This window comes from Bordetella genomosp. 5, from assembly GCF_002261475.1.
In the GTDB taxonomy this organism is placed as follows: Bacteria; Pseudomonadota; Gammaproteobacteria; order Burkholderiales; family Burkholderiaceae_B; genus Bordetella.
In genome coordinates this window covers 366536-392226 of the sequence record NZ_NEVN01000008.1, presented here as the reverse complement: position 1 = coordinate 392226, position 25691 = coordinate 366536, and the positions used below count along the sequence as shown (strand labels likewise).

At 68.4% G+C, this 25691-nt stretch carries 16 protein-coding genes; 4 read left to right on the top strand and 12 right to left on the bottom strand.

The window, feature by feature from the left end:
- The first annotated feature begins 1 nt into the window (after nucleotide 1).
- Genes CEK29_RS16280 through CEK29_RS16265 form a run of 4 tightly spaced genes read left to right on the top strand, consistent with a single transcriptional unit; the run spans nucleotide 2 to nucleotide 6668 of the window.
- Nucleotides 2–2083 carry a peptidase domain-containing ABC transporter gene (locus CEK29_RS16280; protein WP_094858700.1) on the top strand — a complete coding sequence of 694 codons (2082 nt, stop codon included), beginning with the start codon at nucleotides 2–4 and terminating at the stop codon, nucleotides 2081–2083.
- A complete protein-coding gene (locus tag CEK29_RS16275; RefSeq protein WP_094858699.1) occupies nucleotides 2080–3294 on the top strand; it encodes an efflux RND transporter periplasmic adaptor subunit in 1215 nt (404 codons plus the stop codon). Before CEK29_RS16280 ends, CEK29_RS16275 begins: the two co-directional genes overlap by 4 nt.
- Nucleotides 3291–5270 carry an ABC transporter permease gene (locus CEK29_RS16270; RefSeq protein WP_176456920.1) on the top strand — a complete coding sequence of 660 codons (1980 nt, stop codon included), beginning with the start codon at nucleotides 3291–3293 and terminating at the stop codon, nucleotides 5268–5270. Before CEK29_RS16275 ends, CEK29_RS16270 begins: the two co-directional genes overlap by 4 nt.
- 12 nt (nucleotides 5271–5282) lie before the next feature.
- Nucleotides 5283–6668, top strand: coding sequence for an efflux transporter outer membrane subunit (locus tag CEK29_RS16265; protein ID WP_094858697.1), 1386 nt, complete (start codon nucleotides 5283–5285; stop codon nucleotides 6666–6668).
- Between the two features lie 4 nt (nucleotides 6669–6672).
- Here CEK29_RS16265 and CEK29_RS16260 read toward each other — a convergent pair whose 3' ends face one another.
- The 12 genes from CEK29_RS16260 to CEK29_RS16200 form a co-directional block, all read right to left on the bottom strand.
- On the bottom strand, nucleotides 6673–8268 hold the full coding sequence (locus tag CEK29_RS16260) for a DHA2 family efflux MFS transporter permease subunit (RefSeq protein ID WP_094802125.1): 1596 nt from the start codon (nucleotides 8266–8268) through the stop codon (nucleotides 6673–6675).
- Between the two features lie 2 nt (nucleotides 8269–8270).
- The gene (locus tag CEK29_RS16255; RefSeq protein WP_094858696.1) at nucleotides 8271–9458 is read right to left on the bottom strand and encodes an EmrA/EmrK family multidrug efflux transporter periplasmic adaptor subunit; all 1188 of its coding nucleotides are present in this window, start codon (nucleotides 9456–9458) and stop codon (nucleotides 8271–8273) included.
- A gap of 17 nt (nucleotides 9459–9475) precedes the next feature.
- Complete coding sequence (locus CEK29_RS16250) at nucleotides 9476–10894, bottom strand: efflux transporter outer membrane subunit (RefSeq protein WP_094858727.1); 1419 nt, start codon at nucleotides 10892–10894, stop codon at nucleotides 9476–9478.
- A 117-nt stretch (nucleotides 10895–11011) separates the two neighbouring features.
- A complete protein-coding gene (locus CEK29_RS16245) occupies nucleotides 11012–11524 on the bottom strand; it encodes a MarR family winged helix-turn-helix transcriptional regulator (RefSeq protein ID WP_094802119.1) in 513 nt (170 codons plus the stop codon).
- Nucleotides 11525–11605: 81 nt separating this feature from the next.
- Nucleotides 11606–12505, bottom strand: coding sequence for a hypothetical protein (locus CEK29_RS16240; RefSeq protein ID WP_094858695.1), 900 nt, complete (start codon nucleotides 12503–12505; stop codon nucleotides 11606–11608).
- Nucleotides 12506–12513: 8 nt separating this feature from the next.
- Complete coding sequence (locus CEK29_RS16235) at nucleotides 12514–14925, bottom strand: type I secretion C-terminal target domain-containing protein (RefSeq protein ID WP_141218355.1); 2412 nt, start codon at nucleotides 14923–14925, stop codon at nucleotides 12514–12516.
- A 12-nt stretch (nucleotides 14926–14937) separates the two neighbouring features.
- A complete protein-coding gene (locus CEK29_RS16225) occupies nucleotides 14938–16416 on the bottom strand; it encodes a hypothetical protein (protein WP_141218354.1) in 1479 nt (492 codons plus the stop codon).
- Between the two features lie 17 nt (nucleotides 16417–16433).
- Nucleotides 16434–17525, bottom strand: coding sequence for a hypothetical protein (locus CEK29_RS16220; protein WP_094858691.1), 1092 nt, complete (start codon nucleotides 17523–17525; stop codon nucleotides 16434–16436).
- Between the two features lie 77 nt (nucleotides 17526–17602).
- Nucleotides 17603–18763, bottom strand: a complete 1161-nt coding sequence (locus CEK29_RS16215; protein ID WP_094858690.1) for an HlyD family efflux transporter periplasmic adaptor subunit — start codon at nucleotides 18761–18763, stop codon at nucleotides 17603–17605.
- A complete protein-coding gene (locus tag CEK29_RS16210; protein WP_094858689.1) occupies nucleotides 18760–20496 on the bottom strand; it encodes a peptidase domain-containing ABC transporter in 1737 nt (578 codons plus the stop codon). Before CEK29_RS16210 ends, CEK29_RS16215 begins: the two co-directional genes overlap by 4 nt.
- Nucleotides 20493–21920: a TolC family protein gene (locus tag CEK29_RS16205; RefSeq protein ID WP_094858688.1), complete on the bottom strand. Its 1428-nt coding sequence runs from the start codon at nucleotides 21918–21920 to the stop codon at nucleotides 20493–20495. Before CEK29_RS16205 ends, CEK29_RS16210 begins: the two co-directional genes overlap by 4 nt.
- Nucleotides 21921–22410: 490 nt before the next feature.
- On the bottom strand, nucleotides 22411–25668 hold the full coding sequence (locus tag CEK29_RS16200) for an ATP-binding protein (protein ID WP_176456919.1): 3258 nt from the start codon (nucleotides 25666–25668) through the stop codon (nucleotides 22411–22413).
- Nucleotides 25669–25691 lie beyond the last annotated feature (23 nt).

Genomic DNA, 25691 nt, shown 5'->3' with positions numbered 1-25691 from the left:
GATGAGCGACATCGACACTTCCCCGCGCAAGCCCGCCATGGTGTTTCAGGGAGAGGTCGCCGAATGCGGCCTGGCCTGCGTCGCCATGATGATCGACGCCTTGGGAGGCGACGCCTCCCTGGCGGACCTGCGGGGCAGGTTTCCGGTTTCCACGGCGGGGGCGTCATTGCTCGACCTTCAAGGCATTCTGGAGAGGTCCGGCGCGCCTGCCCTTGCCGTGCGGTTCGACCCGGCCCAACTCGCCGAGCTGCCGTTGCCGGCCATTCTGCACTACGGTGGCAATCATTTCGTGCTGTGCACCCGCCGGTCGGGCGGCGCGCTGCGTGTCTTCAATCCGGCCACGGGCAGCACGGTGGTCAGGGTCGAGCACCTGCGCGAGCACATCACGGGCTATGCGCTGGTGCTGGATCGCTCGCGGCCGTTGACGGTCCCGGGCGCACGCGTCGATGTGCCGGCGCGCCCCGATGTCTGGCGGCATACGCGCCTGCCGCGATTCTGGCCGCTGCTGCTGGCGGGCCTGGCGGCAGGCGTGCTCGGGTTTGTCGTGCCGGTCATGTATGCAGCCACGCTGGACGACGCGTCGATGATCCACGCGTTCAACGACTGGATGCCGTTCGCCGCCGCGTTCGTGGTGGCGCTGATCAGCGTGCTGATCACCGTCTATGCCGACACACGGCGCAACGTCGATGCCCAGGGCATCAGCCGGACGCGGATGTCGGAGCTCTTTGCCAGGCTGCTGCGCAAGCGCGTCGATTACTTCGAGCGGCGGCTCCTCACCGACGTCTTTCAACGCCTGTTTTCGCACGGCAGGCTGATGGGCGAACGCGGGATCACCACGCTCGAGCTGTTGCGCTCGGGTCTGATGGCGCTGGTCATCGGCGGCATCATGGCCTGGATCAGCGTACGGCTGACGCTCGTGACGCTGGTGGTCGTGATCGGGTACTGGGGTATCAGCCGGTACTTCTCCGAGCGCCGCGCGCCGCTGCTGTTGCGCGTCGAGGAGATGAGCGGCCGGCACAACGACCTGGTGCTCGAAACGCTGAGCGGCATCGGTACGGTCAAGAGCGCCGGCCTCGGCCCGCACCGCGAGCTGCAGTTCAGCAAAAGCCAGGCCTCGCTAGCCGACACCGCGCTGGCCCTGGGCCAGCTCTCGGTGCACGAGTCGGCCGCGTCGCGCACGCTGGGCTACGCCGAGGCCATTGTGGTGCTCATGCTGGGTGCCGGGCTGGTGCGGTCGGACCTGCTGTCGGTGGGTGGGCTGGTGTCATACGTGTTCTTCAAGCAGATCGCGTTGGACAGCGTCACCGGTCTGTACTGGACCGCCATGCGGCGGCGCGAGCAGAACATCCTGGTGCAGCGCAGCCATGATCTGCTGGAGGGCGCGGAGGATCCCGCCGAAGGCGCGCCGATCGTCAGGATGCGCGAGCGCATGGTGCTGACCGGACTGCGCTTTCATTATGTGGGCTGCACCCGCGTCTTCGAGCTCGATCGGCTGCAGCTGCGCTACGGCGAGAAGATTGCGCTGATCGGCGCATCGGGCAGTGGCAAAAGCACCTGGCTGAAGGTGCTGGGAGGCCTCTATCCCGCCACGGACGGCGAGGTCGTGGTGGACGATGCCGCCGTGGGGCGGCGGGCGCTGCGGGGGCTGGCCTACTGCCACCAGGCGCGCGAAGTCCTGTTCCAGGATACGGTTCTCGACAACGTCCTGCTGTCGGGATCGTGGGGGTTCGCCGACAAGCGCAGGCAGGATGCCCGCGCGCTGCTGGCAAGCCTCGGCCTGACTTCCGCCATCGAAGCGATGCCCCACGGTTGGAACACCGAGCTTTCAGCCGCCAATCCTCATCTGTCCTCGGGCCAGATCCAGCGTGTCATGGTGGCGCGGGCTCTGTGCAGCCTGCGCGATCTCGTGCTGCTCGATGAGCCCACGTCCAACCTGGACGACGAGGCCGCGGCGCTGACCTTCGATGCCATTCTCGCCAGCGCGGGCACGGTGATCGTGGCCACCCACGAGCACGCGCACCTGCATCGCTTCGATCGGGTGTTCGAGCTGGGCGCAGCGGGTCTGAGGGAGCGGACGCCATGACGGATGCCGGCAACGCCGCCAATGCAAGGGGGCGCCGGATCTGGCGTGCGGCCCGCCTGCCACTGCTCGGCGTCTGCCTGGTGGGCGCGGGCTGGCTCGGCCTGCGCGAGGCGCCCGACGTCACGTCCGCGCAGATTCGGTCCGCGCTGGTGACGCGCGCCGATCTCGAGGTCGCGGTGGAGGCGGTGGCGACGCTCGAGCCGGTCGATATCGTCACGATAGGTGCCCAGGTCAACGGGCAGATCAAACGCATCGCCGTGCAGCAGGGCGATCGCGTGCGCCGCGGCGATCTGCTGGTCGTGATCGATCCCGAGTTGCAGGAAGCGGCGCTCGAAAAGGCCCGCGCCTCGCTCGCCAGCATGGAGGCGCAACTGACGGCCAGGCGGGCGACGCTGGCCCATCGGCAGTCCATCCTGGCGCGCCAGCGCGCGCTCGCCCGCGAGGATGCGAACACGCGTCTCGATGTCGAGCAGGCCGAACTCGAGTACGAGGTGGCCAAGTCGGAGCTCGCCGTCGTCGCGTCGCAGATCGTGCAGGCCCGGCTCGACGTGCGCAGCGCGGAGGTCAATCTGACCTACACGCAGATTTCCTCTCCGATCGACGGCGAGGTCCTGGCGATCTTTGCCCAGTTTGGGCAGACCCTGGTGTCGGCGCAGGCCTCGCCGGCCCTGCTGGTGGTGGGCAACATCGATCGCATGCGAGTCCGGGCCCGGGTGTCCGAGGCCGATGTGGTGGGCCTGCAGCCCGGCGTCGAAACCTCGTTCTCGGTCGTGGGCGTGGACGCGCGCACGTATCGCGGCACGCTGCAGAGCGTCGAGCTGCCGGCCGAGTCGCTGCGCGCATTGCGCCAGTCGGGCGATGGCGCGCCCCGGGGCGATCTGCCGGTCTACTACTACGGCACGTTCGACGTCGACAATGCTGACCACGTCCTGCTGCCGTTCATGACGGCCGATGTCCGCATCGTCAAGGGCGTGCGCCAGCAAGTGCTGACCGTGCCGGTGGCGGCCATCCGGCGTCATGTCGGCGACGACGGCGCGACGGTGCGAGTCGTGGGGCGCGACGGGCACACCACGCCCCGTACCGTGCAGCTCGGCCCGGTGAGCGGGGGATGGGTCGAAGTCCGTGCCGGGCTCGACGAGGGCGAGCGCGTGGTGCTGGGCCGGCTGCCCGACGAGCTCGACGAGGCCGAGGGCGCGGGGCAGGCACCATGACGCGGTCCGTCGCTCGCGGCTCGGCGCCCGCGCTGATCGAGATGGACGCCGTGTCGCGCTGGCACGATACCGCCGCCGGCCGCTCCATCGTTCTGGATCGCTTCAGCCTCCGTATCCGGGCGGGTGAAATGGTCGCCATCCGTGGCGCGTCCGGATCGGGAAAGTCGACGCTGCTGCACATCCTGGGGGGCCTCGACTTCCCGTCCCGCGGCAGCTATCGCATTCACGGCCATGACGTCGGCGGCATGGCGCCCGACGCGCTCGCCGCGATTCGGAGCCGACTGTTCGGTTTCGTGTTTCAGCGCTATCACCTCATCCCCCACCTGACCGCCCTCGAGAACGTGTGCGTGCCGCTTTCGTATGCCGGGGCAGGGCGGGCCGAAGCCGAGCGCATGGCGCGCGACCGGCTCGTCCAGGTCGGCCTGCACGACCGCCTGCACTATCGGCCGGCGCAATTGTCGGGCGGGCAACAGCAGCGGGTGGGGATCGCGCGGGCGCTGGCCAACGGGGGCTCGGTGATTTTTGCCGATGAACCCACCGGCGCGCTCGATGCGCGCAGCGGCGCGCAGATCATGGACATTCTGTGCGCGCTGCACGCGGCCGGACACACGGTGGTGATCGTGACGCACGACGTCGGCGTCGCGGCGCGCGCGGCCCGCGTCATCGAGATCGAGGATGGCCGGATGGTCAGCGACATCCGCACCGACGCCGCCGCCGGCGCGACGCCGCCGGGCGCGGCTCACGCGGGCGGCGTCAGGCCCGACAGCCCGCTGAGGCGCCGCGCGGGCATTCTGCGCCTGGCGCTGCGCGAAGCCGCGCGCATCCTGATCCGGGTCCCGCTGCGCAGCGCCTTGACGATGCTGGGCATCGCGATCGGGGTCGGCGCCGTGGCCAGTGTGGTGGCGGTCGGGCAGGGCAGCCGCGACAAGGTGCTGCGCAATATCTCGTCGCTGGGTTCCAACACCATCGAGGTCGCCGCGGGCAGCGGGCTGGGCGATCTCGACTCGCGCGGTCGTCGTCCCTTGTCTTCGCGCGATGCCGCGCTGCTGGTCGAACAGACCCGGATCGACGCCGCGACGCCGGTGACCAGCGCGTCCGCCACCGTGCGCGCGGGACGCGCGTCGCTGCAGGTCGCGGTGCTGGGCGTGAGCGAAGATTTTCCGGAGGTTTACGCGCGCAGGATGCTGGAGGGCGCCTTCTTCGGGCGGGCCGCCGTGGCCGCCGCCGCACCGGTGGTGGTGATCGACCAGAACCTGCGCGAGCGCCTGTTTCCTCCGGGCATATCGGTGCTCGGACGGCAGATCATGGTCGGCCCGATGGCGCTGACGATCGTGGGCGTGGAGCGCAGCTCCGACGGCGTGGCGGACAGCCGGGCGGTGTTGCAGGCATACGTGCCCCACACCAGCGTGGGCCTGCGGCTCGACAAGGCGCAGCACATGATGATCGCGGTGCGGGTGCCGCCGGGCGTGCCCAACCGGCTGGCGCAGGCCGGCATCTTCGACGTGTTGCGCACGAGCCGTGGCGCGCAGGACTTCTACACGCGCTCGCTCGAGCAGATCCAGATCGCCGTGGCCAAGGCGGCGCGCACGTTCTCGCTGATGATTCTCGCCATCGCGGCGGTATCGCTGGTGGTGGGCGGTATCGGCGTCATGAACATGATGCTGGTGTCGGTCTATGAGCGCACCCACGAGATCGGCGTGCGCATGGCGCTCGGCGCCCGCGCCGCCGACGTGCTGACGCAGTTTCTCACCGAGGCGCTCGTCTTGTGCGCGCTCGGCGGTGTGGCCGGCGTGGCCGTCTCCGTGGCGTTCAGGGTGCTGCTGCCCGTGTTCCTGCCCGAGGTGCCCGTGGTCTTCTCCTGGCCCTCGGTGGCGGCGGGGCTGCTCTGTTCGTCGGTCATCGGATTGGTCTTTGGTTATGCGCCCGCACGGCGGGCCTCACGCTTGAGGCCAGTGGATGCGCTGGCCAACGAATGACGGGACGGCATCATGAGGCGACGCTTTTATTCCTATGTGCCGTTGTTGTGCGCGCTGTGGCTGAGCGGATGCGCGGCCCCGGCGGTGCCGGTCGAAACCTATCTTTCGCGTCAGACGGTGCCCGACCGCTGGGACGCCGCCGCGGCGCTGGGCAATGCACCGGCCGAGGGGAGCGCATCGGCGCAATGGTGGCGTGTCTTTGGCGATCAGCGGCTCGACGGGCTTGTCGATCTGGCGCTGGCGCGCAATCTCGACCTGCACATCGCCATGCTGCGCGTGCGGCAGGCACGCAACGACGCCAGATTGATGGGCACGATCCTGACGCCGGAGTTCACGCCGAGCGCGACCGGCGGGGTCACCAAGGATCTCGCGCACGGCAACCCGAGCCAGCGGGACTACTCGAGCCGCTTCGACGTCGGCTACGAGCTGGACCTCTGGGGCAAGTACGGCGCGGCGATCGATGGCGCCGACTGGGCGCTGCAGGCCTCGCAGTACGACCGGCGCGCCGCCGCGCTGACGCTGGTGGCCAGCGTCGCCGAAACCTACTGGACCATCGCCCTGCTCAAGCAGAAGGTGGAGATCCAGGCGCGCAACATCGAGCGGGCAAGCCGGCTGATAACCCTGATCCTGGCGCGCAGGCAGTCCGGTTTCGCCGGCACCGCCGATACCGAACGGGCGGCGCAAGACCTGGCGACGCAGCGGATCGTGGCGCGGCAGCTGGCGTCGCAGCTGCACACGACGCGCCTGGGTCTTGCCGCGCTGCTGGGCGAGGAGGCCGGCTGGGTCAATCCGCTCGAGCCGCTGGCCTTGCCGACGGAGCCACCGCCGGACGTGGCGCTGGATCAACCGGCCGCGGTGCTGGCGCGGCGGCCCGACGTGCAGGCCGCGGAAGCTCGCCTGCGTGCGTCATATTCGCGCGCCGAAGTCACACGGCTGCAGTTCTATCCCACCATTCTGCTGGGCGCCGGCCGGTCGGGCGGTGCATCGCGCGACCTGGGCGACATCCTGAGCAATCCGCTGGGTTCGCTGGGCTTCACCCTGGCGCTGCCATTCCTGCAGTTTCGCAAAGCGCAGTTCACCGTGACGCAGGCGCAGCTTCAGTATGAGGAAGTGGGGCTGCAGTTCGGCCGCACCCTGTACAACGCGCTGATCGAGGTGGAACGCGGGCTGGCCGTGGCGCTGCAGCAGCGCGACGAGGGCGCGCTGCGCCAGGCCGTGCTGGACCGGGCGCGCAAGGTCGAGTCCATCAGCGGCGCGCGCTATCTTGCGGGCCAGGATGGCCTGAAGGATTGGCTCGATGCGCAGCAATCGACGCGGCAAGCCGAATCCGACGTGCTGGACAACCGCTATGAGCAGCTGCGCACCACGCTCAGGCTCATCCAGGCGATGGGCGGCTGAGCGCTCAGTGCGCCCCGGCGGCGGCCTCGGCGGCGCCGTCGTCCTTGCCCTTGCCCTTGTTGATGCGCGGCCGTGCGAACCAGACCGTGCCGATCAGCAGAACGAAGATCAGCGCCGAGGCATAGAACACGTCGGTGGCCGACATGGTCGCGGCCTGGGTATTGATTAGGCCGTCGATGACGGTGAGCGACTGCTCGTGCGACAGCCCGGCGCTGTTCTGCAGCGCGCCCGAGATCTGGTCGAACGCCTGCTGCCCGGGCCGGGCCACCTCGGTCAGTTGCGCATGGTGCAGGGTGGTCCGGTTTTCCCAGAGGGTGGTCGAGATCGAGGTGCCGAACGCGCCCGCGGTCAGGCGCGCGAAGTTCGACAGGCCCGATGCCGCCGGGATGCGGCCCGGCTCCAGGCCCGACAGCGTGATCGAGGTCAGCGGCACGAAGAACGCGGCCATGGCGGCGCCCTGGATGATGGTCGGGATCATCAGCGTGCGCACGTCCGTCTGGGTGTTGAAACCCGAGCGCATGAAGCACACCAGCGCGAAGATCATGAACGCCACGGTCACCAGCTGGCGCGGGTCGCGCGTGGCCAGCATCTTGCCGACGATGGGCGTGAGCAGGATGGCCAGAAGCCCCACCGGCGCGGTCACCAGGCCCGCATAGGTTGCGGTGTAGCCCATCGTGCTTTGCAGCCAGAGCGGCAGCAGCACGACATTGCCGAAGAACACGCCGTAAGCCACCGCGAGCGTCAGCGCGCCCACCGTGAAGTTGCGCTCCTTGAAGAGCCGCAGGTCCACCACCGGATGCGCGTCGGTGAGCTCCCAGATCAGGAAGAACACGAAGGCCACGAAGGCGATCGCGGCCAGCAGGATGATGACCGGGCTGGCGAACCAGTCCAGCTCCTTGCCCTTGTCGAGCATGATCTGCAGCGCGCCGACCCACACGACCAGCAGCACCAGCCCCACCTTGTCGATCGGGAGCTTGCGCGTGACCGACTCGCGGTCACGATAGATGCGCCAGCTGATCCACGCCGCCAACAGGCCCACGGGCACGTTGATGTAGAAGATCCAGGGCCAGGTGTAGTTGTCGGAAATCCAACCGCCCAGCAGCGGCCCGGCCACGGGCGCCACGAGCGTGGTCATGGACCACACCGCCAGCGCCATGCCGGCCTTCTCCTTCGGAAAGCTCGACAGCATCAGCGCCTGCGACAGCGGGATCATCGGGCCCGCGACGGCGCCCTGCAACACGCGGAACGCAATCAGCGCCTCGAGCGTGGGCGCGAAGCCGCACAGCCACGAGGCGAGCACGAAGAGCAGGGTCGAGATCAGGAACAGCCTGACCTGACCGAAGCGTTGCGTGAGCCAGCCCGTCAGCGGCACCGTGATCGCGTTGGCGACGGCGAACGAGGTGATCACCCACGTGCCCTGGCTCGAACTCACGCCCAGGTCGCCCGAGATGGTCGGGATCGACACGTTGGCGATCGAGGTGTCCAGCACGTTCATGAACACGGCCGTCGACAGGGCGATCGACCCGATGATCCGGGTCGCGCCGTTCAGCGGCGGATAGGGGGCGGCCGGGGCGGCGGCGGGCCGGGCTTGATCGCTCATGATTACTCGAGGTTGGCCTTGATGATCTTGGCGATCAGCGCGTCGGCCTCGCCGTGGCCGGGTTCGAACACGGTGGTCGACAGCACGGGTTCGGCGCGCTGCACTTCAGTCAGCGGCTTGCCGTCGTCCTTGCCGATGTCGACTTCGACGTCCATCGACAGGCCGATGCGCAGCGGATGTTGCTTCAGGTCTTCGGGGTCGAGCGCGATGCGTACCGGCACGCGCTGCACCACCTTGATCCAGTTGCCGGTGGCGTTCTGCGCCGGCAGCAGGGCGAACGCGCTGCCGGTGCCGGCATCCAGGCCGATGACCTTGCCGTGATAGACCACGTCGCCGCCGTACAGGTCGGCCTTGAGCGCGACCGGCTGGCCGATGCGCATGTGGCGCAGCTGACCTTCCTTGAAGTTCGCTTCGACCCACACCTGATCCAGCGGCACGATGTTCATCAGCACCGAGCCGGGCGCGACGCGTTGCCCCACCTGGGCATTGCGGCGCGCGACCACGCCGGCAACCGGCGCGGGCAGGACGGTGCGCGACTGATTCAGCCAGGCGTTGCGCAGGGCGGCGGCTGCTTCGCGCACATCGGGATGCTGCGCCACGTCGGTGCCGCGGGTCAGCGCCAGGTTGGTGGCCAGGCGGGCGCGCGCCGCGGCCAGGGCCGCGCGGGCCTGTGCCAGGCCGGATTGCGCGGTCTTGAGCGCGGTCTCGGCGTGCAGGATTTCTTCGCCGCTGACACCCCCCGAACGGCCCAGGGACTGGCGCCGCTTCAGATCGCTCTGCGCCCGGGCGAGGTCGGCCTGGGCGCGCTCGATGTCGGCCTGACGCACGTCCACGTCGGCGGCCAGGGCATCGTTCTGCACGTACAGCGTGCGCACCTGCCGCACGGTCTGCGCCAGCTTGGCTTCGGCCTGCTGCAGCGCCACGTCGGTGTCGGCGGGGTCCAGGCGCACCATGGGCTGGCCGGCCTTGACGGTTTCGGTGTCGTCGGCCTCGATGGCGATCACGGTGCCCGGCACTTGCGGCGTGATCTGCACGAGATTGCCGTGCACGTACGCGTCGTCGGTGCTTTCGAAGTGGGATCCGAACAGGAACCACCAGATGGCGTAGGCCAGGGCCAGCACGATGAACGCCCCGGTGGCCAGCAACAGCAGGCGCTTGCGGGCGGGATGGGTTTTAGGGGTATCGGTCATGACGTCTAATCCGCGGATCAGTGGGTAGAGGGTGAGACGGGCGCGGTGGCCTTCGCGTCGTAGCCGCCGCCCAGCGCATAGGCGAGGTCGGCATCGAGCTGGTAGGCGCGGCTCTTCAGGTCGGTGTCCAGGCGGGCCTGGGTCAGCACGCTGTCCTGTGCCAGCAGCACGGCCAGGTAGTTGCCGAGGCCGTTGCGGTAGCGCCGGACGGCCAGGTCATACGCGGCGTCGATGGCCTCGCGCGCCTGGCGTTGTTCGGCCTTCTCGCGGTCGATCAGGCGCAGCGAATCGATCGCGTCGGCCGTCTGCCGCACCGCGTCGAGCACGGTCTGGTTGTAGTCGGACACCGCCAGATCGGCATCGGCGCGCCGGCCGGACAGATTGGCGTTGAGCTCGCCGCCATGGAAGATGGGCAGCGTGATGGCGGGACCGATGCCCGCCGTGCGCGAAAACCGATCGAACAGCATGTTGGTGCCGAGCGATTGCAGCCCGGCGAAGGCGACCAGATTCACGTTGGGATAAAACTCGGCCTTGGCCGCGTCGATGCCATGGCGCGCGGCTTCGGCGCGCCAGCGGGCGGCGGTCACGTCGGGGCGGTGGCCCAGCAGCTCGAGCGAGACGGCCTGCGGCACGACGCCATCGGGCGCGGTGAGCTCGTAGGGCCGAACGGACCGGCCACGATCCGGGCCCGCCGCCGTCAGTGCCGACAGCTGATTCTGCAATTGCGCGAGCGTGGTCTCGACCTGCGTGAGCTGCACACGGGCGGCGGCGGAGGCGGACTCGGCCTGCTTGACCTCGACCTGCGTGTCCAGACCGGCGCCCTCGCGGTCGCGGGTGAGCTTGAGGACGTCGTCGCGCTGCGCGATGACGCGCGAGATCACGTCACGTTGCGCATAGGCGTTCTGCAGGTTGAGATAGCTGGCCACGACCGAGCGGGCCAGCAGATTGCGCGCTGCCTGGGCGTCGGCCTCGGCCGCATCCCGTTGCGATACGGCGGCTTGCAGGCGCGAGCGGTTCTTGCCCCAGAAGTCGAGCTCATAGCTGAAATCCAGCGCCAGCCGGTTGTCGCTCACCACCGAACCGCCCAATGGCGCGGGCTGGATATAGTTGCCCGACAGGTGTTCGCGGCTGAGCTGGTAGTTGGCATCCACCCGCGGGAACAGCGGAGCACGGGCACCGGCCACGGCCGCGTTGGCCTGCGCCAGGCGTGCCTGCGCCGCGGTCAGCGACGGGTTGCCCGCCATGGCATCGTCGACCAGCGCATCGAGCTGCGGATCGCCATATCGTTGCCACCAGCGTGCGTCGGGCCAGACCGTCTCCTGCACGCTCATGCCATGCTGCGCGGCATCCCATTGCGCCACCGGCTCGGGCGCCGGGTCCATCAGGGCGCAGCCCGAAAGGGTCAGCACCCATGCGGTGATAAGTAGGCGTTTCATCCTGACGATTTGCTGAAAGTAGTTGATCAAGTTGGTATTTGACTAGGCAATCAATTGGGCCAAAAAAAACCCGGCAGCCTGCCCGCGTCGGTGGGACGCGGGCGGAACCAGGGGCCTTCAGCGCACTGCGGGCAGTCCGGCGGCGGAGCCGTTGGCCAGCATGCGCATCAGCAGGTGGCGCGCCTGCGCGGTCTCGTCGGCCGAAAAACCACGCAGGTGCAAGTTGAGCACCTTGGCAATGTACTGCGGAATCTCCCGGGCCTTCTCCTGGCCGTCGTCGGTCAGTTCGAGCTTGATGACACGCCGGTCTTCCTGGCTGCGCACGCGCCGCAGCAGGCCTTTGGCCTCGAGACGGTCGAGCGTGCGCGTCATGGCGCCGGTATCGACGCCGATCAGTCGCGCCAGTTCGGCGGGCGTGTCGGCCCGTCCTCGGAAAATCATGGCCAGCGGCCGCCATTGCATGGCCGTGAGATCCAGCGGCGCCATCTCCTGATCCAGCATGCGGTTCATGGAGTTGTAGACCAGCTTGATCAGAAAGCCGATGTTGTCGTCGGACATGCACACGCTGTCGGCGCGATAGTGGACGACAGGGATGGCGGATTCGCCGGACGGGACGGGGGACGAGCTCATGGCTGGATTTTACTGCCTAGGCAATTAATGTCAATACGCGCCGACACGACGGCGAGCGTTCAGCGTGTCCGGAGCGCCGCGTCACCTCCCGCGAGCGGCGGATGCGCAGCCGACGCTAGCTGCCTGGATAGCCACTTCGCCGCCCCGGGGGGCCGAGGCGATGCGCAAGGAAATGGTGCTCGCCGCACGCCCGCTTTCCATCAACATCTCGCGAATGCCGAGCGCCCGCAGATAGGCCGTGCGCTGATCCGCAGTGCCGCCCGGCGCGTACGCGCACACCAGAATCGGTACGTCGGGGCCCAGCGAGAGCCGGCGTAGCCCGTCGACCACTTTTGCACGATCCGCTTGCGGGACGCGGACGGCCGCTTGGGCAAAGTTCAGCACCACGCGCGGCCGTCCCGGAGGCGAGGTTTGCTCCGCCGGGCGGGCGGCCTCCGTGGCGGCGCGACTCGGGGAGGTCGGCGTTTCGGAAACGCTGCCCTCAGGAGTGGCCGCGCCGGGTGTCTTTGCCTCGGCGGGCATCGCTCCGACAACGGGCACCTCTGGTGGTGCTGCCTCGGCGGGCATCGCCCCGGCAATGGACATCTCTGGTGGCGTTGCCTCGGCAGGTGGCGACGCGGATATCGGCGCGGAGGTCGATGGCACTGCCGCCTGTGGCGCGGCCGTGGCCGTCGGGGCTTGCGCGATCTGCGCGGGGGCAGCGGAGGAGCCACCCGGCCCGGCATCCGCCGCAAGCGGCGTCTGGCTAATCCCAGCGCCCGCCGCGCCGGTCGACGCGCTGGAAGCGGCCGTCGCGGGGGACGCCGAGCCGGCGGCGGCTGTGCGCTCTTGCTCGATGTGCTCGATCTCGCCCGCCGTTCTTGCGGCTTGGAGGATGCTCAACGAGAGCGTGGCGATGAGCGCCAGAATGCTGACCGTGACGCCGGCCAGCGCCGCGACGTACCCGGGCCACACGCCACTTTGCCCACTGTGCAGAGCCATGCCCGTTCCTAGATGACCAGGGCGCCCGACGCAATCAGCGCGGCGGCAGTGAGTGAGGAGTCCGTGACGTTGCTCAGGAAAATCTGCTGAGTGACGGTGCCGGTGCCGAACCCGTCGATATCGATGGTGATCAGCAGCCCCTGCCGCCCCGCGTCCCAGCCCTGACCGCTAGGCGTGGTGGCAACGGCCGTCCTGATCCAATGGCTGATGTCGTCGGTGGCGGCGTGGAAGTTTTCGAGCAGTTTCGAGATGTCGAGTTTGTCGCCGGACGTGCCGTTCCATGCGCTGAAGTCGCGGATGACGTCGATGGCGCCATTGCCGGCGTCGCCCTGCTCCCAGACGAAACGGTTGGACTCGCCGGCGGCTCGACCGACGCCCGCGCCGCCATACATGATGTCGTTGCCTCGGCCACCCAAAATGGTGTCGTTGCCTTTGCCGGCCATGATGTAGTCGTTGCCGTTGCCGCCATGGATGTAGTCGTCGCCGTTGCCCATGTCTTGTCTGAACATGTCGGAGCTCGCCCAGAGAAACTGAGAGCGCGCGTCGCTGACGACCGTGGCGACGGTGCCGGTGGATGCCCACCCGACGTCGCCATTGCCATCGCGGTCGGTGACATAGTTGCCCAGCCCGCCGTTGTTTGCTCCAGCACCCGGGGTGCCGCCGGCGCCGGCGCCCGCATTGCCGCCCAGGCCGCCCGCGCCGCCTGCATTACTCCCGGAGCCGCCGCCCCCGCCGCCGTAGCCCCCCACACCGCCGTTGCGACTGAGGCCCCGCCCGCCGTCGAAGCCGTCGCCAAAAATGAGGTCGTCGCCATCACCGGCGTAAATCCAGTCCTTGCCGCTCCCGCCTTTTCCGGGGATGCCGGAAGCGTAGAAACCGCCACCGGCGCCGCCGCCGGAGCGATCGCCGAAGATGAGGTCACCGCCCGTGGTACCGACGATGAAGTCGTCGCCGCCGCCGCCATTTGTTCCGTTGTCGGGAGCGACACTGGTCCATTTGTAGCCGGTGCCGCCGGCGCCGGAGCCGTCGCCCCAGATGATGGCGCCACCGGTGCCATTGGCAAAATTGAAATGGCCTTCGATCGGGGTGACGGTGGAGCCGGCGGGGCCTTCCAGCTTCCAGGACATCGCTCCACTCGGGCCCGATAGCGTCTGCTGGCCGGCGGGCTGGCTGTGCTGAATCTGCAGCAAGCCGGCCAGCAGGTCTTCGAGCGTGAATTCCGTGACCGCTGTGCCGTTGCGATACACGGTCAGGTTTTCGGCTTTGACGATCACCACCTTGCCGCCCGCGTGATCCAGCAACTGTTGGACGGACAGACCGAGGTCTTTAAGGGTGAGCGGGTGGGCAGTGCCGTCCAGCTGGAAGGTCGTCGCGCCGCCACTGGGCCCGGTCATATCGAGCGTGACGGATCCGCTGCCAATGCGTTCACCGCTGGGCTGCTGCGCGACGATGATCGCGGTGGAGCCGGCGCCGGCGGTGGCAAACGCGCTACCCGGGACGACCACCGGAACGGGCTGATTGCCGGCGCCCGTGACGGTCAGGGTGGTGTTGGTTGAGCCAATGCGCAGGGTGACGGTGATGTCCATCCCCTGTGGCGCGAGGATCTCGGCGATCGCTTCACCGTTCAGTGCCTCACGCAGCGTGTAGCCGTCCAGGGCCGCCAACGCGATTTCCATACGGGGCGCAATCGTGGGCGTCTGGGGATTTGTACCCGTGCCACCGCTGGATCCGCTTTCTCCGTCGGTGCCTGAGCCCGAGCCCGAGCCCGAGCCCGAGCCTGAGCCCGTGTTCGCGTTGCCACCCGACCCGGCGCCGGTGTTCGAACTGCCGCTCGACCCGTCGCCCGAGCTTGCGCCGCCACTGCCGCTTCCCGAGCCGCTACCGCCGCTCGAGCCTGCGTTGTTTCCTCCGGCGTTCGAGCCGGCGCCACCAGGGCTCGAGTTGACCACCGTCGTGGTGGTTCCGCCGGCCGATCCTTGGCCGGACAGCGCGGCCGCGGAGATCGAGCCCACCGCGCCCGCCGTCACCACCAGGGGTTGCCAACGCTGCAGAAAGTCCAGGGTTCCCGACATCATGCCGCTGTTTGCAGCGGCGGTTGCGGTCGACGCGGCCGAGGTGTCGACCGCGCTCACCGCGGCATCCACCGGGACATCGTTGCCGGGGACCGCCGCGCCACTGCCGCTCGCCGAGCTGGCGGACAGGCGGCTCGCCGCGTCGAGCTCGATCTTGCCGCTGGATTTCAGCAGCTGATCTCCGCTGATGCTCTGATCCGTGAACTCGACGGCGAAGTCGGGGTCGGCCATCGAGCGCAGCGCGCCGTCCTTGATGACCTCTTTGCCGCCGCCGCGCAGATTGACCACCAGATCGGTGTCGACCACCTGGATGCTCTGGACGTCCGTGAACTTGGATTGGACTTTCATGTTGTCCTGCCGTTATTGGGTGAAACGGGAATCGGCATGCGCCTGCTCTTGCTCGAGCCAGCAGGCCAGCAGGGTGTCGAGTCGGCCAGAGATCCGGTCGAAAGACGCGCGGCATTCGTGCAGCGCCTCGACCGTGACCCGCATGTCCTGTCCGTTGGCGGCCGTCACGCCGGCCACGATCGCGTCGATACGCTCAGTGGCTACCTGCAGCACGACGCGGGCGTTGGCCTGCGTGGCGTCGGCGCGTTGCGTGGCGTCGGTGTGCCATTGCTCCGACATCGTTGCCAGGCTGCGGATTTCGCCGCGCAGACCCTCTATCGTGGCGGCGAAGTATTCCCAGCTGCGGGAGAGTTGACGGTCGTCGCGACTGAGCTCGCCGCGCAGGGCGTGGAGTTGCTCGCTGATATCGGCCCAGGCACGCATCCAGTGCGAGCCGGTTGACATGAAGCGATGCATCTGCGCGTCTTGTTCGGCACGGGCTTGAAACAGATTCAGGGCGGCATCGACCTTCTCGGCAATCGAGGTGCTGGTGTGGCGCAGCGCGATCGTGTCGGCGGTGCTGGATTCAAGGAGTGTCAGCAATGCGGATTGACGCCGGTGGAACTCTTCGGCGTCGATGGCGGGCTCGAGCGCTGGCGGCGACGGTTCGGCGGGGATGGCGTTGAGCCGGGCGTCGAAGCAGGAGAAGGCGTGTTCACGGACCTCGCCCAGCAGCGCCGCGACGGCACGGCTGACGATGACCAGGACGACGCCCAGCACCAGCGAGCCCAGCACGCCGTACAGCGACGCCACGAAGGCCGTGCCCATGCTCTGCATCGGCGCGTGAAGCTTGAGCAGCATGGCGCTGAACATGTCGGCCGCGCTGCCACCGGAGCCCGCCGCTGCGCTCATCATCCCCGAGAACAGACCGCCCAGTTCGCGCAGGGCACCGAGCAGGCCCACGAAGGTGCCGACCAGGCCAATCCCCACGAGCGAGCCCGCGACGTAGCCGGGCAATGTCAGCTTGCCGTCGATACTGTGCTGCGCCTCGGCGAGCCTGCGGCCCAACTCGACGCGCGCTGTCTTGCTTGGCATGGTGCCAAGGAGCGCGTATACGGACGCGTAGGCGGAGCGCCGCGCATCAGGAGCCGCAACGGAGGTGGGCTCATCCGCCCGCCGCAGGTAGGCCTCCATGCGGCGATGCTCGCGGACGGCCAGCCGCAGAACGCGATAGGTGATTACCGTGCCCACGATCATGGCAACCAGCACGCTATAGATCAGCATGGGGTGCGGCGTGTCGGTCAGGGAGGTGGCGACGTCCTGGCGGTAGACATACAGGCCGACGACCAGCGCGATCATGGGAAACAGCGCTGCTATCCAGTGGTTGCGGATGGCACCACGCCGTCGAGCCGCGGGCCGAGCTCCGCTTATAGGACTGTCTTGCGCGTCGGCGGCGAGGTCCGGCGATGGATCCGGCTGCTGCACGACGAGGGGATAGTTGGGTGAATTCATGAGTTGCCTCTCGAACGTTAGCGGGGAGTGCTTGATTTAAGGCCGACGAAAACGGTCTGACTCGTGTGAATCGCAGGCGTGGCCAGAATGCGCGTGCTGAGGGCCGTGGGCGGCAGGCCCGCGTCGAGCAGGACATTTCGGACGGCCGCGAGCCGAAGGTAGGCGGTGCGCCGCGCCAGAGGAGCCGCCGAGGCCGTGTTGATCCACAGCGCGAGCGGCTTGTCGGGGCCGATCGCTTCGCGCCGGACGTAGGCGGCCAGCAGCGTGCGATATTGCTCGGGCACGTCCATGGCATCGCCTGTGAACGCGACGCGCAGTACGGACAGGGCGGGGTCGGAGACCCGGCCCGCGGAGATCGCGACCAGGCCATCGAGCTCGTCGCGGGCGGGGCCACTGCCGAGTGCGATCCGAATCTCTTGCGCACCGCGCTCGCCGGCGGCGCGCGGGCTGCGGCTTGTCTGGCCGCCGGCGCGCGCGCTCGCGGCATCCGGGCTACCAGACGGTACGACGGAGCGGGCGGATTCCGCGATCAAGGGGGCGGTGGCGGATGCAAGGCCCGCTGCCGCAGAAGCCGTTGCGGCTGGCGCCGGTGGCAGTGCCGGGGACGATAGCGGCGCGGACAGCAATGGCGCCGTGGTCAGCGGTGCCGAAGCCAGCGGCGCCGGTGGCAACAGGGCGGAAGCCGAAGGTTGCGGCGGCAGCGGCGCGGAGGCCAGCGACGCGGATGGCAACAGGGCGGACGCCAACGGTTGCGGCGGCTGCGGTGCGGAGGCCAGCGGCGCAGCTGCCGCAGTTGCCGATGACGACGGGACAGCCGGCGTTCCGGTGGGGGAGGTGGCTACCTCGCCAGCCGGACGTCCGGCCGAGTCGCGTGCCTTGTCGAAATTTCGAGTCGACGCGGTCGCTTCGCTGCCGGTGGCGAACAAGATGCGGCCAGAAGAACTGGCAGCGGCCAACAGCGCCGCCTCCTCGGGATGGCTGGCGATCTGCAGGCCCAGCGTTCCGATCGCCATGGCCATCAGGGCCACGATGAACAGCAGGTTGAGCAGCACGTTGACCAGGGCGTCGACCAGCCCGGGCCAGTAGTTGTTTTCGTTAAGAGTGGCCAAGGTCAATGCCTCGAGTCGGATGCCGGAAGGGGCGGGCGCGATGATCGGCGGGGCATCGCATCAGGTGGTGGAACGCGTCAATGCTCACTGAATGCCTCCGACATGGTTCTGTTCAGCGGCTTCAGCAGGTACTGGGCGACGGTCTGCTGGCCGGTCACGATTTCGGCGGTGGCGGTCATGCCGGCCTGCAGACTGATGCCGGACGCGTCGGGCGCCGGGTTGGTGCTGCCCAGCGGGTGAGACGCCGGGGCATCCCGCACGGCGATCCGAACCCGGTAAAACGAAGCGTCGCGGCCGCCTTCATCGCGCCTGGCGAGCGCGTCCTGGCTGATGTACGTGACGGTGCCGACCAGCGCGCCGTACACGTTGGAGTCGAAGGCATCCAGCTTGATGTTGGCGGGCATGCCCACCAGGATCCGGCCGACGTCGCGCGGACTGACGTCGGCATCGAGAGTGAGGGCGGCGCCGGTCGGCAGCAGCGTCATCAGGACCTGACCGGGGCGCACCCGGGCGCCGATGGTGTTGATATCGATGTTGGTCACGACTGCGGCGACAGGCGCGTGGATGCGCGTGCGTTCGAGGTTGATCTCGCGGTCGGCCAGCACCTGCTCCTGTGACGAGAGCTCTTCGTTGACCTTGGACATCTCCGCCTGTGCGTCGCGCAGGAAGTTGCTGCGCTTGGTGCTGGCCGCGCCTTCGTTTTCGATGAGCTGGCGCCGCAGGCGCAGCACCTCGGCTTCGCCGATGTCGCCGTGCTTGAGCAGACGCTCGGCCAGCGAAAGCTCGCGCGAGATGGTGGCGTGAGCTTTGGCGAGCGCGTCGAGCTCCTGCTTGAGCGCGGCGGCGCGCCGGGTGTGGAGCTCGGTCTGGTCGGCGACGAACGATCCGAATCCCTTGAGCTCGGGCCCGAACCGGAGTGGCCGACCGAACACTTCGGCTTTGAGGCGCGTTTGCGTGGCCCGCAGGGCGGCGACCTTGGCGCGGCTCGCCTGTACGCCCGCGGATTCCTGGCCGTCTTCGAAGCGCGCCAGCAACTGGCCCGCCCTCACATGCTCGCCTTCTCGTACGGCGAGCTGCGCCAGCACGCCGTCGGAGGCGGCCTGCACGATCTGTGTGTGTTGCGACGACACGACCCGGGCGGGGGCGCGCGTGATGATGTCCAGCGGTGCTTCCCATGCCCAGAAGCCCAGCGCCAGCGCGGCGAGCAGCGAGCCCAGCAGGAACAGAATTTTGCTCATTGCGCGGCAGCCTCCTTGGGGAGGCTCTGTTGAACCTCGGCACGGTTGCGCATGACCACCACGCCGTCTGGCGAGATCGCCACAAGAATGTCGGCCCGGCGCACGGCCTCGACGCTGTGCGTGGCGTACACGACGGTGCGGCCTTGCGCGGCCAGCGCGTCGAGCACGTCGAGGCAACGGGACTGGGTGGTCTGATCCAGCGACTGCGTTGGCTCGTCGAGCAGATAGGCCTGGGCCGGCTGCAGGAACGTGCGAGCCAGCGCCACCAGTTGCTGCTGCCCGCCCGACAGGCCCGCGCCGTTTTCGCCCAGAGGCAGTTCGAGCCCGCGATCGTCGCCGGCGATGACAGCGTCGAGGCCGATCGCCTGGGCGACGCGCAGCACGTCTTCGTCGGGGATCTGGTCGGACGTGCAGAGGTTGCTGCGCAGCGTGCCGGCGAAGAGGCTCGGGCTTTGCGGCAGATACCCCACCAGAGAGGCCAGGGACTGGCGCGACATCAGGTTGACGCTCATGCCGTCGAGGTAGACGCCACCCTGGTGCGGTGCGTGCAGCCCCGCCATCAGGCGCAGCAGGGTGCTCTTGCCTGAACCGGCCGGGCCGATGATCGCGACCTTGGCGCCCGCCGGTATGTCGAGGTGAGGGGCGTAGATGCCGACCTTCTTGTGGACCGGGCGGTGACTGAGGCCGTGTATGGTCCAGGCGCCGCGGATCCGCACCCGCTCGATCGTGCCGGGCGGCTGGGCCGGCGGGGCGCCCAGCACCTGATCGATGGCGCGCGCGGCGAGCAGTGCCTGCGCGCTTTGAATCATCAGCGCCGGAAGCGCGGCGAGGGGCGCGAGCGCGCGCGTGCCCAGAATGGTGGCCGCCACGATCGCGCCGCTGGACAGGCTGCGCTCGGTTACGGCCTGATAGGCGCCGACGGCCACGATCAGAATGTAGCCCGCCGACTGAGCCGCCTGTACGACGTGGAGGGTGCCGTCGATGTTGCGGCGGGCCTCCAGGTCGACCTGCACGGACTCATCGGCGATATCGCGCCAGCGGGCAATGAACGCTCGTGCTCCGCGCGCCTGGATCAGTTCGAGATTCTTGACCGATTCGGTGAGGTAGCTGAGCTTGGCCGTGGCGACCGCGCGGCGACTGCGGGCAAGGGCTGACACCCGGTAGTGCTGTACAGCGCCGAGCGCCACCAACAACAGGAAGATCAGGGCGGGCACGCCTGCCATCCAGCCCCCCAGATACACCATGGCCAGGTAGAAGATGACGGCGAAGGGCAGGTCGACCACGCCGAACGACAGGACGGCGACGAGAAACGCGCGGATGGTCTCGTGGCCTTGCACCAGGCTTGCCAGATGCTGCGATCCCGCCGCGTGGCGCTCGAGCGGAAACGCGGTCAGCATTTCGTACGTGCGATTGGCGGCGTAACGGTCGGCCTCCACGATCATGTCCTGGGTCAGCGCGGACCGCACCTTTTGCAGCAGAAACTGAAACGCGAGTGCGATGAGAACGCCCGTCGTGAGCACTTGCAGCGTGGCGACGCCGAACTGCGGAAGCACGCGGTCGTAGACCTGCATGCTGTAGAGCGAGATCAGCACGACGGCCGCGTTGATGAGGAAGCCGGAGATCGCCAGCCCCATCCACGCGCCGCGAGGGCGGGACATCGCGCGCCATGTGCCACGCAGGATGCCGACGCTGCTGCTCGCCTGTACGGGAGAAAGGATGAGCTGGTCGTTCATTGCGGCGTCGTGCGAGCACCCACCCTCCCGGTGGTCAGGATGCGCAGACGCGCGTCGAGATACTTGAGGGATACGGCGTTGGCGGCCTGGTAGAGCTCGGTCGAATTTTTGTCGCGCAGGGTGTTGAGCACGTCGGTCCAGGTGCGCCGGCCGGCGTCGAACAGGCGCTGGTAGGACGCGTAGACGTCGGTGTCCGCCGCGTGCTGCGCCTTGAGCGATTCGCGCTGTGCGATCTCGGATTGCAGCTGCGCGAGCAGCTGGCGCAGCTCGATCTCGATCGCATTGGCGGACTCGCGCACGCGGGCCTGGGCATCGAGGGCGCGCTGCGCGGCGGCGTCGGAGCGAGAGATCTGCGACCAGCCGGCGCCCGGCGTGAAGCGGACGTTGACCATCACGCGAACCTGATCGTCCTGGTAGGCGTTGTTGTTGCCGCCGGTGAAGTTCTTTTGCAGGCTGACATAGAGGTGCGGCAAGCCGTTGGCGCGTTGCGCCTGGGTGTCGTGCTCCGCGGCCGCGGCTTGGGCGCGCGCCTGCGCAATGCGCGGCGAACGCGATTGAGCGGCCTGGTTAGCGGCGGTGGGACTCCAGGTGTCGAACTGGACGGGCTCGTCGATGACCTTGACGAGGGTGTCGAGTTCGTCTGCGGCCAGCTCTGCGTTGATCGTGGTTTTGAGTGCCGCCAGCGCGCTGGCCCGGGCGCCCAGCGTGTGCGCCAGCTGCGAGCGCACCTGATTCATGCGCGCCTGCACGTAAGCGCGATCGGAAGTGGCCGAGGCGCCACCGTCGATGCGGCGGCCGATGAGCGAGAGCAGGCGATCGTACTCGGCCAGCATGTCCCGGAGCGCTTTTTCCTGGACGTGGGCGAGCGTGTAATCGCGCCACGCGTCGAGCACGGCGACGGCAGCGCTGTCCTGGGCGAGCGCGACGCCCGACACGCTGGCGTCGGACCGCGCATCGGCGGCCGCGACGTTGGCCGAGATCGCGCCGCCCGTCCAGATGGGTTGCTCGAGTCGCAAGGATCCCTGGTTGTTGCCGCGATTGCCGCGGCCATATTCCATGGACGGCGTGGGCAGGTATTGGGCGCGTGCCGAACTGAGGTTGAACTCGGCTTCGCGGCGCAAGGCGTGGGCGCCCGCAACCTGCGGGCTGGATGCCAGCGCCGCACGGATCAGCGTGTCGAGATCGTGGATCGCGGGCGTGCCAGCCGTGCGGCGGCCCTCAGACATGCCGTGCGCGCCGGTCGGGTTGGTATGGGTGTCTTGCGCGATCGCGCCGGACGTGTCGACACCACTCGGCGAGGCCGGCTGCGCCTGGGCAGGCGTGCCAGCGAGGCAGGCCGCGAGGGAAGCGATCGCAATCACGGTGAAGCCGGCCTGAGCGGGGCGCTTCGAGTGGGACGGGGAGTGCGGCAGAGGGGCGTTCATCTTGGGCGTCGCGTGCCAGGACGCACGAGGCGACCCGGTGGTCGGTGTGCGGCGATGCGAGGTATGGGAACCGGGTCGCCGACGACGATAGGTATTGCGCCTATCTCACAGTCTTTTATGACGTGGAAATTCTGGCGCGAGGCCCCCTGGCCCAATATCGGAAAATTTCTGCAAAACGCCAGGCGGTTACATAAATGTATTAGGCAGTAACGCGCCAGAGCGGCGCCTCATCGTCGCGCGACCGGCGGCCGCAGAGGACCTTGAAGGCTGAACGTCCCGCGAGACACGGGGCCGCGATAGAAGAATTTCAGATGTGCCGCTGTCGTGCCTGCAGGAAGTTCTATCGCGGAATCTGACATTCCGCGCAGCATCGCGGGCGCGGTGTCGCGCATTGCCGGCAGCGTCGTGCTGTCTCGGGATCCCCGGGGGGAGGGGGCAGCCGTCGGGCGGAGGGCCGGGGCCTTGCCCGCCCGACAGGCGCGCTGCCGCCTCACGCGGGCGGTGCGCGTCGCGTCTGGCTCAGCAGCGCCTGCAGGCCCTGCGCGACCTCGGTGGTCAGCGCGTCGATGTCTTCTGTCCAGGCGCCGCCCGCTCTGCTCATGTCGAGCAGCTCGCTGCACAGGTCGGCGAGCCCGGAGGGGCCCAGTTGCATGAGCCCGCCGCACACGCGATGAATCCACCGTTCGAGTCGCGCCACGTCCTGGCTGGCGCGGACGTCGGGCAGTGCGCTCAGATCCCGTTCGATCTGCGTGGCCAGGATGTCGCGGTAGATGTCGGGCACGTCGGGCAGGTCCGGCGAGCCCTCGGGTGCCCGCACCATCGCGAGCAGATCCTGCACCACCGCCTCGAGCGCAGCGAGGGGCAAGGGCTTGGTCAGGTAGTCGGTGAAGCCGTGATCGCGTCCCGAGCGGATGTCGTCGGGCTGCACGCTGGCACTGATCGCATAGACGGGCAGGTCGGGATCGCGCTCACGCAATGCGCTGAGAAGCTCGTAGCCTCCCAACCCAGGCATGTTGACGTCGGTGAGCACGGCATCGACGCGGTGTTTCTTGAATTGCTCGAGCGCCTGCAGGCCGTCGTGCGCAGGGATGGTGTCCACGCCCAGCGTGCGCAGCTGGTCTTGCAGCAGGGCGAGGTTGAGTGCGTTGTCTTCGGCGACCAGGACGGTCAACCCGGTCATCACGAGAGGCGTGCCCTCGGGCTGGCCGGAGGCGTCGGTGCTCGTGTCAGGCAGCGTCGACGCGGCCGGTGAGGGCGTGCCGGCGGACGCATGCGACGAGGTGGCGGCGGAGTCGGCCGACGCGCGCGTCGCAGTGGCTGGCCTGGGGTCGGCCACGGCGGCGACAAGACCGGCGAGGCTGTACGCGCACACACGCAGCGCTCCGGCCGGGGTGGGTTCGGGGTGTAGCGGCCCGGCCTGGCCCGCCAGCACGATGCCCGATGTGCCGCCCCACACGACCTCGATGGCGGACAGGTCGAACTCGTCGGTCGCGACCAGGCAGTCGTAGCGCGCGGACAGGCCGGTCTCGGCCGGGCTGGCGACATGAAGCACCGTGGCTTCGCCCGCGAACACGCCGTTGAACCATTCGGTGTATTCGGATGCCTGGGCCAGCACCGCGATGCGCGTCGGCGCGGGCAAGCGCGAGCCGGTCGCGGGCTCCTGATCGGCGCTGTCGAATGGAAGGCGGATATCCACGCGGGTGCCGACGCCCAGCGTGCTGTGCAGCGCGATCGTGCCGCCCATCATCGTGACGAGGCGGGAGCAGATCGACAGGCCCAGACCGGTGCCGCGGATCTGGGTCAGGCGGTGCTGATCGCCCTGCACGAAAGGCTGGAACAGCCGCGGCAGGAGGTCTTCGGGAATGCCGATGCCCGAGTCTGTCAATGTCAGGACGAGTTGCGCGTCGATCCAGTCGGCGCGCAGGACGACCTTGCCCGACTTGGTGAACTTGAACGCGTTGCTGATGATGTTGTTGAGCACCTGGGTGAGCCGCAGCGCGTCGATGCGGATCCGGCCCGGGAGGTGCTCCGAGGCCACCAGATAGAAATCGAGCTTCTGGCGGTTGGCCACGGGCAGATGCGCGATGGCCACGTTGCTCAGCAGTTCGAGCAGGGGCGTCCACTCGGGCGTGAGCTGCAGGTGACCCACATCGATCTTGGAAAAATCCAGCACGTCGTTGACGACCTGCAGCAGATCGTTGGTGGACGACTGCATCGCTACGACCCGCGCGCGTTGCTCCGCGGACAGCGGACCGCGCGACACCAGCTCGAGGTTGCCGGTGAGGGAGGTCAGCGGCGTGCGGATCTCGTGGCTCATCGAGGCGAAAAACTGCAGCTTTGCTTTCGCGACCTGGTCGCTCGCGGCCTTGGCCTGGCGCAGGGCGTTCTCGGCCTGGACGTGGGTCGTCATGTCGGCGATGGCGCAGAAATAGACGGCGTCGCCGTTGAGCGTGGCGGGCGCGAACGTGACCTCGAGATTCGCTTCCTTGTCGTCGACGGTGAAGGAAAACGAGAACTTGCGGATGTCGGGGTCGTCGCCGTCGGGCGCTGCGCGTTCCAGGGTCTGGGTGGCAAAGGCGGCCACGAACGCGGTCGGCAGCTCCGAGGCGTTGGCCTCGAGTTGTAGCACCCGGCGGAAATGGTCGTTGGCCACCATCACCCGGAACCCTTCGCGTCGAACCACGCCGAGGCCAATGGGCGATGCGTGCACCAGCAAGTGATGCAGCATTTCGCGTTCGAGCGCCAGCTTGGCTTCGCGGTAAGTGCGGCCAATGAACTGGTAGCGCCAGAATTTGCCGCCCGCCAGCAGGGCCGAGACCGCCAGCAAGGTCAGGCAGGAGCCGAGCAGCAGCTCGGTGCGCAGCACGCTCGCGAGCTCGGTCCAGGGGACCACGGCCACGATCGTGGCGCCCTCGAACGAGCGCGATGACCAGCGCATGCCCCATTCGAACGGCGTGATCAACTTGAATTCGCCATCGGCCATCGGGCTGGTGCTCTGGAACAGCACCGCCGCGTCCGGGATCGGAAGCGTGCCGGCCAGCACGTGGCCCCCGGCATCGATCAGCGCGATGTTGCCCTGGTTCGTGTCGTGGGCGAAGGTGGGGCGCAGGTCGGAGAGCTCGATGGACGTGGCCAGCAGCAATTGCATGCCGGTGCTGTTCCTGACGGCGGCCATGCCGAGCAGGGTGTGCTGACCGAGGTTCCATTCGGCCGGCGGGACGGCCCAGACCACACGCCGGGCGGCACCGTACTTGGCGCCGGCCAGACTGCGGGGCCCCTCGGAAACATGATTGAGATACTGCTCGCGCATGTAGGTGAGGCCGGCCGAGGTCATGATCAGCTGGTCGGTGCGGGCCGTGGGGAAGTTGTGTTCGACCAGGGCATCCGTCGTCAGGTCGGCGATCAGCAAGGGGGCGTCGCCGCCATTCGCTACGAGCAGGGCGGTCGCGTCCTGGCAGGCGCTGAACAGCGGATATTCGCTCTGCTGCAGCGTGAGCGATTCGCCCCGGCACAGCGAGCTGGTCTCGACATCGCGCTGAAGCTCGCCCGAAGGCGTGCGGGCGGTGAGTAGGTAGCGGGCCGTGTCCAGCATGGCGAGCCGGCGCACCACCACCGCACTGGCGGACTCATCGGCAAGCCGCACGGATTGTTCGTACAGGCGCAGCGTGTGGGACACCTTGCTGGCCAGCATGACGAAGGCCGACCCCACCAGCACGCACACGAGAATCCCCAGGAAAAGCGAGAACATGCGCTGTTCTCGCTTGAGGTTTT

What these genes read in the sequence shown, in the direction of transcription:
- CEK29_RS16280 (WP_094858700.1), top strand. Translation starts at nt 2, where the DNA reads ATGAGCGACATCGACACTTCCCCGCGCAAGCCCGCCATGGTGTTTCAG.
- CEK29_RS16275 (WP_094858699.1), top strand. Translation starts at nt 2,080, where the DNA reads ATGACGGATGCCGGCAACGCCGCCAATGCAAGGGGGCGCCGGATCTGG.
- CEK29_RS16270 (WP_176456920.1), top strand. Translation starts at nt 3,291, where the DNA reads ATGACGCGGTCCGTCGCTCGCGGCTCGGCGCCCGCGCTGATCGAGATG.
- CEK29_RS16265 (WP_094858697.1), top strand. Translation starts at nt 5,283, where the DNA reads ATGAGGCGACGCTTTTATTCCTATGTGCCGTTGTTGTGCGCGCTGTGG.
- CEK29_RS16260 (WP_094802125.1), bottom strand. Translation starts at nt 8,268, where the DNA reads ATGAGCGATCAAGCCCGGCCCGCCGCCGCCCCGGCCGCCCCCTATCCG.
- CEK29_RS16255 (WP_094858696.1), bottom strand. Translation starts at nt 9,458, where the DNA reads ATGACCGATACCCCTAAAACCCATCCCGCCCGCAAGCGCCTGCTGTTG.
- CEK29_RS16250 (WP_094858727.1), bottom strand. Translation starts at nt 10,894, where the DNA reads ATGAAACGCCTACTTATCACCGCATGGGTGCTGACCCTTTCGGGCTGC.
- CEK29_RS16245 (WP_094802119.1), bottom strand. Translation starts at nt 11,524, where the DNA reads ATGAGCTCGTCCCCCGTCCCGTCCGGCGAATCCGCCATCCCTGTCGTC.
- CEK29_RS16240 (WP_094858695.1), bottom strand. Translation starts at nt 12,505, where the DNA reads ATGGCTCTGCACAGTGGGCAAAGTGGCGTGTGGCCCGGGTACGTCGCG.
- CEK29_RS16235 (WP_141218355.1), bottom strand. Translation starts at nt 14,925, where the DNA reads ATGAAAGTCCAATCCAAGTTCACGGACGTCCAGAGCATCCAGGTGGTC.
- CEK29_RS16225 (WP_141218354.1), bottom strand. Translation starts at nt 16,416, where the DNA reads ATGAATTCACCCAACTATCCCCTCGTCGTGCAGCAGCCGGATCCATCG.
- CEK29_RS16215 (WP_094858690.1), bottom strand. Translation starts at nt 18,763, where the DNA reads ATGAGCAAAATTCTGTTCCTGCTGGGCTCGCTGCTCGCCGCGCTGGCG.
- CEK29_RS16210 (WP_094858689.1), bottom strand. Translation starts at nt 20,496, where the DNA reads ATGAACGACCAGCTCATCCTTTCTCCCGTACAGGCGAGCAGCAGCGTC.
- CEK29_RS16205 (WP_094858688.1), bottom strand. Translation starts at nt 21,920, where the DNA reads ATGAACGCCCCTCTGCCGCACTCCCCGTCCCACTCGAAGCGCCCCGCT.
- CEK29_RS16200 (WP_176456919.1), bottom strand. Translation starts at nt 25,668, where the DNA reads ATGTTCTCGCTTTTCCTGGGGATTCTCGTGTGCGTGCTGGTGGGGTCG.